Origin of the sequence: Bartonella senegalensis OS02 (genome assembly GCF_000312545.1) — a bacterium.
Lineage (GTDB): Bacteria > Pseudomonadota > Alphaproteobacteria > Rhizobiales > Rhizobiaceae > Bartonella > Bartonella senegalensis.
This window is the reverse complement of sequence record NZ_HE997541.1, coordinates 267,858-276,483: the sequence shown is the minus strand read 5'-3', so window position 1 is coordinate 276,483 and position 8,626 is coordinate 267,858. Positions and strand designations below refer to the sequence as shown.

Here is an 8,626-nt window from a genome sequence, read left to right as displayed (position 1 = left end):
AATCAACGGGAAGCATAATAATCCTTTCACGCCCTCGCTTCGTTAAAGCAACAGGCGTTGACATCGCTTCGTCTAAAATATCGCCTGCCCCGCGGTTTACATCTGTAAAACTATATTTTTTCATCAGTACAGCCCTTTAATAGATAATACGTATTGTACGTATAATATGTATTATGTAAAGATGTTTTACAACACGCTGGAGAAAAAACACACTTTTGTAATTGGAATAAGCTTCTTTAAGGGAAATCTACTCAACTCTTCCCCACTTAGAAGCAGGGAAGAGAGAGGTTATGTTTTTCTAATTAAGCAGCTTTCGTGACAGAGCTTTCCAAACTCGGCTCGTAAGTTTTCAACAAAGACTCTATAATCGGAGGTGGTCTTAAAGTTCCAAAATTTGTAATCATTGCCAAAATTTTGAGTGCATTTGGGGGTTCATCTTGAAGCTTTAATATTAAAGCTTTTTCTATCGCATCCATGGTCTCAATGAGCGTATTAAAAGCCTTGTCTTCAATATCATCACGATCAGAAAATTGATACAATGCCATCCACAAATCGCATAAAAAGTCGATACTGGTATTCATTGCACACCTCCATGGATTTGTTCTCTTAAACATGCCAATCCTCTGGAGGTGATTTTCGTTGAAGGCAGGACCTTTTCTGTCCCATCTGGTCTTTGAATGGTAATCGCACGGCAGTCCATAAAGCCTTTCTTGATTTTATCTTGATAAGGCAACAGAGGAGCCCCTGGAGCACGTCGATAAACCCAATCGTTTTTACGTAAGTAATCGGTCAACTCTTTTGGTCGTATCTCTAACATCTTTGCAGCTTCAATAAGACCGAACAAACCATCAGAGCGTTTTAAACCTTCCAAAGCCTCTGCTTTCGGCTTGAGTGTACTCACTTCATTTCTTAAGTCTTCTAATTGATTGATACTCTCTAAAAGCAGCTGTTTAATCGTAAGCGGATTTTCCAAAGCATTAGCAAGATTTATTTGCGGTGTTGCTACCTTTTTCAAAAGCCGTTCACACTTGATAAAGTATTGACGCGCTTCATGCCCCTTATCATTACGCTCGATCATCGAAAGGTGCTTAGCCATATCTAATGTGAGGTAGTATTCTTTAGAAGGACGACCTCCTGAACTTTCGCTCAAAAAAGAGCAAAAGTTATAACCTTCTTTAAATTTACATTCTTTAATACGACGAATAATCCAATCTTTAAAACTGGTTTTAACTTCTAAAAATGTATGCAAGTTACGTGCGCTTACTGTTTGGACAGTATCGCCATCAATGACTTGTTCTGTAATTTCTATAAGAGTGTTCATTATGAACTCCTTGGTAATAGAGGTTTTTCATTGACACTCTAAAAAGAGCGCCGGGTGCTGAAAAACACGGTACCAAGTCCGTCGTTACACCTTTCCTATAAAGGTATTGTATAGCGTAACCACACCCGACAAGACCGTTATATGCTACCGCACATAATGAGTCAAAATCTTTAATGTTCAGAAGATTAGTTATTTCGGCAACCAATCCGCTTGGTATTATAAGGCGTTTTTCAGGCACCTGATTCGAAAATACAGATTACAGAAATAATGTCAAGATACTTTTGATATTTTTTATTTCATTTTTGAATGCCGAGCATTGAAAAACACAGCTCTTCATTCCTCATTTTTCATATTCATTTCATTCGCCACTATTTTAAAGGAGCATAAAATGGCAACAGGTTTTCTACACGGTGTTGAAATCGTCGAGATTGATGACGGCACACGCCCTCTTCGTGCAGTTCAGTCTGGCGTTATCGGAATTATCGGCACAGCACCCGATTCGGATGAACAAGCCTTTCCTCTTAACACACCCGTTTTGGTCGCAGGCTCTCTTTCACAAGCTGCAAAACTAGATAAAACAGGCAAACGACGTGGTACTTTACCCAATGCTCTTGATCTTATTTTCAAGCAAGTGGGAGCAATTGTTGTTGTTATCCGTGTAAAAGAAGGTGACAATGAAAATGCAACACTCAGCAATATTCTGGGTGGTGTGAACGAACATGGCGCCTATGAAGGTGTTCATGCTTTCATTGGAGCGCAATCTGTTGTGGGACAAACACCACGTATTCTCATTGCGCCAGGCTTTACCCATCAACGCCCTTCCAGTGTAACCACTGATGGAACGAGTGATAGTGCCAAAACTCAGATCAGTACAACCTCGAACCCCGTTGCGGCAGAACTGATTGGCATTGCAGAACGTTTGCGCGCTATTGTGGTGATTGATGCACCAAACACAACAGATGAAGCGGCCCTTAGCGCAGCAAAGGATTTTGATTCAAAACGCGCCCTTCTCATTGATCCATTTGTCAAAGTTAATCGCAATGGCAAGATCTTAGAAGAGCCAGCAAGTGCAGCGGTTGCTGGGGTCATTGCCAAAAATGATTTTACCAATGGCTTTTGGCATTCCCCTTCCAATAAAGTGATCAATGGAATTGTTGGCATAGCACGCCCAATTGATTTTTCTATTGGTGATCGTGCAAGCCGCGCTAATCTTCTCAACGAACAAAATATCACAACCATCATCCGTGAAAACGGTTATCGTCTCTGGGGTAATCGCACGCTTTCAAGCGATACAAAATTTGCCTTTTTATCGGTGGTACGCACTGCAGATATGATTAATGATGCTATTTTGCGCGGACATCTGTGGGCGGTCGATCGCAATATCAAAAAGACCTACCTGAATGATGTGAGTGAAAGCGTCAATGCTTATTTGCGTGATTTAAAAGCACAAGGCGCCATTCTTGGTGGGCGCTGCACACCTGACCCAGAGCTTAACACAGCAAGCGCTATTGAAGATGGCAGAGTCTCTTTCAATGTGGAATTCACGCCCACAACACCCGCAGAACACATCACTTTCCGTTCACAAATCATCAATAATTATCTAGAGGAGATTTTTTAATGACCGTACCCGTTTTACCAAGAGTCTTGAAATATTTTAACATTTTTGTCGACGGTATTCCCTATCAAGCAAAGTGTGAAAGTGTCACCCTCCCAAACTTGAATTTGGTCGTTGAAAGTTACCGCGGCGGCGGCATGGATAGTGCCATTGAAGTTGATCTTGGTCTTGAAACACTCACGCTTACCATGACCATTTCTGATTGCTCTCCAGAATTAATGGCATTGTTGGGACGCACAGATGTCGACATCTCACTGCGCAGTTCAATGCAAGCCCAAGGGACGCCGGCAGAAGGGGTTATCATTACCATGAGAGGACTTTGCAAAGGCTTTGAAATGGCAGAATGGCAACCGGGAGGCAAAGCAACTTCTACAGCAACATTCACATTGCAATATTTCAAATATGTCCAAAAGGACGTTGAAATCGTTGAGATAGATGCCCTCAACATGGTGAGAAAATTCAATGGCGTCAATCAACTCGCAGACCACAGAGAAAACATAGGATTATAAAAAATGGCTATACAAAAAACTGTTACATATAAATTACTTGAACCTATTACATTTGAAGGAAAAGAACACACCGAAATTACCTTACGGCGCATCAAAATAAAAGATATAAAAGCCATCGAGAAAAATGAAGGTACTGATCAGACGACAATGATGGTTGCACGCCTTTCTGGATGGCCGTATGACGCTATTAGCGAAATTGATAGCGCTGATATGAATAGTATTGGAAAGATCTTGGAATCTTTTACCAAACGGCGGGAAATCTCGACTGGGAAACCGCCACTAAACTGATTGCCGATATTGCCATTGTGTTTCATTGGCCTCTTTCAGAGATGATGGAAATGGAACCGCAGGAATTGCTTTTTTGGCAAAAACAAGCAGCAGAAAGGTATAAAACAAAATGAGTAAAAAAGTTGCTGATGCAAAGGTCAAGTTGTCTCTTGAAGACGAACTCACCGCGCCTTTAAAACGGGTGCAAGAGAAATTCAATAAACTTTCAAAAACATTATCCCATAGATTGCGTATTCCGCGCTTTTCTACTGCTGTCAAAAACATGACAAAAGGCCTTCATGGTGTTCAAAGTGCTCTTGCTACAGCAGCAAGTCGTGCTTCAGTCTTTACCGGTGTCCTAGGGCTTGCTGGTGGTGGTCTTGTGGCAAGTTTGACCGCCGTTACTATGAAAACCATGCATATGGGCGATAGTCTTCACCATGCCTCACGCCATTTAGGAATGAGTGTAACAGCCCTTCAATTATGGGGTGATGCAGCCGATAATTCGGGATATTCTGCCGAACTCTTTCAACAATCCTTGGCAACCTTAAATAGGCGTTCGGCGCAAGCATATGCCGGACAACAAAGAGGCATTATGGGATTTGAAGCGCTTGGCATTTCTGTCAAAAATGCTTCTGGTAAACTCAAATCAAACTCCGTTTTGTTGGAAGAAATTACCGAAAAAATGAGTAAGATGAAAAATCAAGCACAAAGGCAGCGTATTGCTGCACTGTTGTTTGGTGGAGATGGTAAAGAAATGGCTGCCATGCTTTCACAAGGTATGGCACCCATTAAAGAACTCTTTGCAAAAGCGAGGAAAGGAAAATGGCTGATAGGTGCCGATGTTGCGCGCTATGCAGCAGATTTAAGCGACAAGCTTGGTGCCTTTAAGAAAAAAATAGGCGGTATCGCAAGCTTTATTGGTGCGCGTTTTATGCCCGTAATCAATGATTTAATTGATGGTTTTTCAAAGTTGATTGATGAAAACCGTGATCTTATTCAAACAACTGTTGCGAGCTGGGCAAAAACCTTAAAACAAACTTTCAAAGATTTGCTTGATCCTACCTCTGATTTAAGAAAGGGTATCAGTGATCTCACAGAGAGGATTAAAGGCTGGTTCCAATGGTTAGAGCCCTTAATTGGTGAAATCACCCTTTTTAAAGTGGGGCTTGTCGCTCTTGGTTCCTTTATTTTTGGTCCACTCATTGCAGCTTTAGCAGCCGTGGGAGCAGCTTTTGTTACCCTTGGTATCACAATCATGACCACCCCTATCGGTTGGATACTGGGTGGTATCACAACTCTTGTTGCTGCTGGATATTTGCTTTACAAAAACTGGGATAAAATCAATGGTTGGTTACTTACATCACTAGCCGTGGTTAGCGCAGTTTTTATCAGGCTTTCTGTTGCTCTTTCAGGACCAGTGTTTTCAGCCTTAACTTCAGTTGGTTCTAAAATTGCTGGTCTTGCTGCAAATCTTGGAAAATCCCTACTCTCACAAATAATCGCAGCAGATAAAGCTTTTATCAGATTTGCCGCAACTCTTGGAAGATCATTCCTTTCAGCACTCGCCTCAGCTGCTTCTGCTGTTGCCAGTCTTGCTTTAACTCTTGTAGGTTCACTCATTTCGGCAATAATCGCCGTTGGTTCTGCTTTTATATCGCTTGGTGTTGCCATCATGACAACCCCCATAGGTTGGATAATGGCTGGCATTGCAGCCCTTATAGGTGCTGGATATCTGCTCTACAAAAATTGGGATACGGTGATCAATTTCTTACGCAATTTGTTGAGTTCTTTGGCTGGCTTATGCAGTAACATTTTCAACAACCTCTTTACGCTCTTTAAAACCTTTTCGCCGCTCTATTGGATAGCGAAAGAAATTAATGAACTCATTAAATGGTTGCTTGGTGTCGATTTAATGGCAGCAGGAGCCAATCTGATTAACGGACTTTTTGAAGGCATCAAAAACAAATGGAATGCTCTATCCGATTGGTTCGGGATCCAGATCAATAAATTAACCAGTTGGATGCCAAACTGGATGCAAGAAAAGTTAGGATTTAGTGCTACAATCAATAAAACTTCAACCCAAACCATTAAAACCCTTACCGATGAAACTAATGCACGAGCAAAAAGAATGGTTGATGCAGCCATTGTTCCCAATGCTCCATCTGGAAAAGGCAAAAGTGGTTTTAACACCACTAGAGTCGAAACAGGACAAATGCAGGCGTCAAATGTAAAGGTTGACTCTTTCAAAGTTTCAGAGCCCATTACTGTTCATAAGCCGGTGGAAGTAGATGCCCGCGTGATGATTTCAAATTTAAATATTTCTGTTCCCAATGGTTTAAAGGACGAAATCCGTGCCGCCGTCAATCAAGCTCTTGAACACTATGCCAAACAACAGCGTTTGGCTATCGCCTCTAGCCTTTCGGATTAATCATCATGATGTTAGCTTTAGGGTATTTTATCTTTTCCATTGAAACAGCAGCTTATCAAGCCCTCGATATGACCTATGACATTCCATGGGTGGAGCAAGGGCGATTGGGACGCAAGGCTGCTCTTCAATTACCAGCTGTTGCCAATGCGGAATTTTCCCTAACAGGTGTGGTTTATCCAGACTTTAAAGGCGGTTATAGACAACTGGAATATTTACGACAAATGGCACATGAGGGACCTCATATCCTCGTGACAGGGCAAGGCAAGATTTTAGGCAAATTTGTTATCCTTTCTGTAAAAGAAAAGCAAAGCTTCTTTCATCAAAATGGCGCGCCTAAAAAACAAGAATTTACCGTCAATTTGAGAGAATATGGGGAAGAGCTATGAGTGATCTTTACGTCACCAAAGAAGGCGATATGGTTGATGCTATTTGCTGGAAATATTATGCCAAAAGACAACAAGCTCTTGCTGTTGAACGCGTCTATGCAGCTAATTTTGGTCTTGCAGACTATGGACCCATCTTAAAAGCAGGCATCACAATCCTCTTGCCAACCCTCCCCTATCCTAAAGCCACACCCGTTATCAGACTTTGGGGCAGCAAACAATGAAACCTTTTTGTACCGTAATGGCAAATGGAGAAGACATTACACGCGTGCTGATGGACTATGTTTTATCGATTGAAATTACCGATGAAGCAGAAGATAAAAGCGACCGTATTACTATCGAGCTTGATGACCGCGCCCGTGAGTGTGATAATGGCTTTCTTGATATCCCTCTCATTGGAACAATCCTTTCTATCACTCTTGGCTATGAAGGGGGTAAAAACCGCGATATGGGCACCTATCTGATTGATGAAATCTCTGTCAGCAGCCCACCACAAACCTTAAGTGTTACAGGGCGCGCAGCTTCTATGAACACATCTTATAGAACCCCGAAAAGCCAATCTTATCACCAGCAAACCCTTGGCAATATCATTCAAGAGATAGCACAGCGCAATGGCTATACAGCAAAAGTCGACCCTGCTCTTGCCAAAATTGTTGTGCGTCACATTGATCAAACAGCAGAAAGTGATATGGCTTTTGCCACGCGCCTTGCAGAAGAATATGATGCCGTCGCAAAACCCGTTGATGGCCAATTGGTGCTTGCCAAACGGGGGGAAGGCAAAGCCATTACCGGTGAAACACTGCCCGTTGTTGTCATTCATGAAAAACACTGCACCTCTTGGGATTTTAAATACAGCGCACGCGATGAAGCAGGGAGCGCCAATGGCTTAAAGACAGATGCGGGAGATGATCAAAAAGCCGCCGCCAATGCGCGAGAACCAGAAGAAATTGATGAAGGCGAAGATGTTATTCATATGGATGAAAGTGACGCCCCCACTTTGCCTAAAGCAGAGACAGCAGCAGAAACACCCGAAGAAAAAGAACAAGAGAAAAAAGGCGGTGTACTTGCCACCTATCACGATATCCGCAGTGGTGAAAAAAAGGAAGTCAAGGTTGGTCAAGAACCTTTTCATGAACTCAAATATACTTACCATAATCAATCCGAAGCTGTTGCGGCCATTGCGACTTATCGCAATAAATCATCACGTGGGAAATCTTCTTTCTCATGTGATATCGGTGGGAACCCCTTTGTGCAAGCAGAGGCAAAACTGGTTCAAGAGCCCCCTTTCCGCCCCTATATTCCAGCAGAATGGCGCATCAAAAGCGTCAAACACAAGCTTGATAAGACGGGTGGCTATACCACAAAAATAGACTGCGAACTTTTTGATAAAGCCCAAGAAGATGCCGCTAAAAACGTCGCCAACACAAAACCAGACAAAGATGATACCCTTGACCCAAACGCCCCACCCGATGCATGTAATGAAGGAGACGGCGTCATCCATATGGATAAAGAAGATATAGAATAGGTTTCATGATTTGCCGGAAAACACTGTTGTTTACAGCTAGAAAATGTTTAATACACTCAACACCGATATCAAGTGTGTGGAACAGGTCGTTCAAGAGGTTGTATAGCCAAGCGAAATCCCATAGTACGCAGCAAAACATTTAAACTACGAAGCTCTGGATTACCCTTTTCTGAAAGTGTCCGGTAAAGTTGTGTTGGATTTAAGTTAGCTGCTTTAGCGACAGCTTGAACACCACCATAAGCTTTTGCCATTTGACGAAGTGTTACAAGCAATTCCCCCTGGTCACCATCTGCTAAAATAGCATCAAGAGTAGCTGCTGCCAGCTCAGGGTCATCACGAAATATTTCTGCCATTGCATCATCATGGTTACGGTCTTTCATTCTTGCACTCCTTTAATCTTCACGGTTTTGCCAATCTCGCCAGCAGGCACATGCGCGAGTGATATCAGTGTCTTGTGTTTTTTTGCTACCACCGCATAATAACAATAATACGGTCTTTCCAGATTGGGCATAATAAACGCGGTAACCAGGACCAATATTAATACGCAGTTCATAGACACCATCACGAAGCGGCTT

12 protein-coding genes and 1 pseudogene are annotated in these 8,626 nt (G+C 42.4%); 8 read left to right on the top strand and 5 right to left on the bottom strand.

All coding sequences use genetic code 11. The features are described 5' to 3' along the window. The 3 genes and pseudogenes from BN200_RS09990 to BN200_RS05730 form a co-directional block, all read right to left on the bottom strand. A pseudogene (locus tag BN200_RS09990) lies at positions 1 to 124 on the bottom strand (type II toxin-antitoxin system Phd/YefM family antitoxin); the annotation flags it as partial. Positions 125 to 302: 178 nt separating this feature from the next. Beyond that, a complete protein-coding gene (locus tag BN200_RS05735; protein ID WP_019221592.1) occupies positions 303 to 581 on the bottom strand; it encodes a hypothetical protein in 279 nt (92 codons plus the stop codon). After that, positions 578 to 1,321: an antA/AntB antirepressor family protein gene (locus tag BN200_RS05730; RefSeq protein WP_019221591.1), complete on the bottom strand. Its 744-nt coding sequence runs from the start codon at positions 1,319 to 1,321 to the stop codon at positions 578 to 580. The genes BN200_RS05735 and BN200_RS05730 overlap by 4 nt, the downstream gene beginning before the upstream one ends. A gap of 388 nt (positions 1,322 to 1,709) precedes the next feature. Between BN200_RS05730 and BN200_RS05725 the strand changes: the two genes are divergently transcribed. Genes BN200_RS05725 through BN200_RS05695 form a run of 8 tightly spaced genes read left to right on the top strand, consistent with a single transcriptional unit; the run spans position 1,710 to position 8,051 of the window. Beyond that, entirely contained in the window at positions 1,710 to 2,939 is a 1,230-nt protein-coding gene (locus BN200_RS05725) for a phage tail sheath subtilisin-like domain-containing protein (RefSeq protein WP_019221590.1), read from the top strand. Next, a complete protein-coding gene (locus BN200_RS05720; protein WP_019221589.1) occupies positions 2,939 to 3,445 on the top strand; it encodes a phage major tail tube protein in 507 nt (168 codons plus the stop codon). The genes BN200_RS05725 and BN200_RS05720 overlap by 1 nt, the downstream gene beginning before the upstream one ends. A gap of 3 nt (positions 3,446 to 3,448) precedes the next feature. Further along, positions 3,449 to 3,733 (top strand): phage tail assembly protein, encoded by a 285-nt coding sequence (locus BN200_RS05715; RefSeq protein ID WP_019221588.1) that lies wholly within the window; start codon positions 3,449 to 3,451, stop codon positions 3,731 to 3,733. After that, positions 3,682 to 3,846 (top strand): GpE family phage tail protein, encoded by a 165-nt coding sequence (locus BN200_RS09985; RefSeq protein WP_341871745.1) that lies wholly within the window; start codon positions 3,682 to 3,684, stop codon positions 3,844 to 3,846. The genes BN200_RS05715 and BN200_RS09985 overlap by 52 nt, the downstream gene beginning before the upstream one ends. Further along, positions 3,843 to 6,143 (top strand): phage tail tape measure protein, encoded by a 2,301-nt coding sequence (locus BN200_RS05710; RefSeq protein ID WP_019221586.1) that lies wholly within the window; start codon positions 3,843 to 3,845, stop codon positions 6,141 to 6,143. Before BN200_RS09985 ends, BN200_RS05710 begins: the two co-directional genes overlap by 4 nt. Before the next feature lie 5 nt (positions 6,144 to 6,148). After that, positions 6,149 to 6,529: a phage tail protein gene (locus tag BN200_RS05705; RefSeq protein ID WP_019221585.1), complete on the top strand. Its 381-nt coding sequence runs from the start codon at positions 6,149 to 6,151 to the stop codon at positions 6,527 to 6,529. Then, positions 6,526 to 6,750, top strand: a complete 225-nt coding sequence (locus BN200_RS05700) for a tail protein X (RefSeq protein WP_019221584.1) — start codon at positions 6,526 to 6,528, stop codon at positions 6,748 to 6,750. The genes BN200_RS05705 and BN200_RS05700 overlap by 4 nt, the downstream gene beginning before the upstream one ends. Continuing rightward, positions 6,747 to 8,051, top strand: a complete 1,305-nt coding sequence (locus BN200_RS05695) for a phage late control D family protein (protein ID WP_019221583.1) — start codon at positions 6,747 to 6,749, stop codon at positions 8,049 to 8,051. Before BN200_RS05700 ends, BN200_RS05695 begins: the two co-directional genes overlap by 4 nt. Before the next feature lie 68 nt (positions 8,052 to 8,119). Here the strand turns inward: BN200_RS05695 and BN200_RS05690 are convergent, their stop codons facing one another. Next, on the bottom strand, positions 8,120 to 8,431 hold the full coding sequence (locus BN200_RS05690; protein WP_019221582.1) for a helix-turn-helix domain-containing transcriptional regulator: 312 nt from the start codon (positions 8,429 to 8,431) through the stop codon (positions 8,120 to 8,122). Positions 8,432 to 8,443: 12 nt separating this feature from the next. Continuing rightward, a partial coding sequence (locus BN200_RS05685) for a type II toxin-antitoxin system RelE/ParE family toxin (RefSeq protein WP_019221581.1) occupies positions 8,444 to 8,626 on the bottom strand: 183 nt, incomplete at its 5' end.

What these genes read in the sequence shown, in the direction of transcription:
- BN200_RS05735 (WP_019221592.1), bottom strand. Translation starts at nt 581, where the DNA reads ATGAATACCAGTATCGACTTTTTATGCGATTTGTGGATGGCATTGTAT.
- BN200_RS05730 (WP_019221591.1), bottom strand. Translation starts at nt 1,321, where the DNA reads ATGAACACTCTTATAGAAATTACAGAACAAGTCATTGATGGCGATACT.
- BN200_RS05725 (WP_019221590.1), top strand. Translation starts at nt 1,710, where the DNA reads ATGGCAACAGGTTTTCTACACGGTGTTGAAATCGTCGAGATTGATGAC.
- BN200_RS05720 (WP_019221589.1), top strand. Translation starts at nt 2,939, where the DNA reads ATGACCGTACCCGTTTTACCAAGAGTCTTGAAATATTTTAACATTTTT.
- BN200_RS05715 (WP_019221588.1), top strand. Translation starts at nt 3,449, where the DNA reads ATGGCTATACAAAAAACTGTTACATATAAATTACTTGAACCTATTACA.
- BN200_RS05710 (WP_019221586.1), top strand. Translation starts at nt 3,843, where the DNA reads ATGAGTAAAAAAGTTGCTGATGCAAAGGTCAAGTTGTCTCTTGAAGAC.
- BN200_RS05705 (WP_019221585.1), top strand. Translation starts at nt 6,149, where the DNA reads ATGATGTTAGCTTTAGGGTATTTTATCTTTTCCATTGAAACAGCAGCT.
- BN200_RS05700 (WP_019221584.1), top strand. Translation starts at nt 6,526, where the DNA reads ATGAGTGATCTTTACGTCACCAAAGAAGGCGATATGGTTGATGCTATT.
- BN200_RS05695 (WP_019221583.1), top strand. Translation starts at nt 6,747, where the DNA reads ATGAAACCTTTTTGTACCGTAATGGCAAATGGAGAAGACATTACACGC.
- BN200_RS05690 (WP_019221582.1), bottom strand. Translation starts at nt 8,431, where the DNA reads ATGAAAGACCGTAACCATGATGATGCAATGGCAGAAATATTTCGTGAT.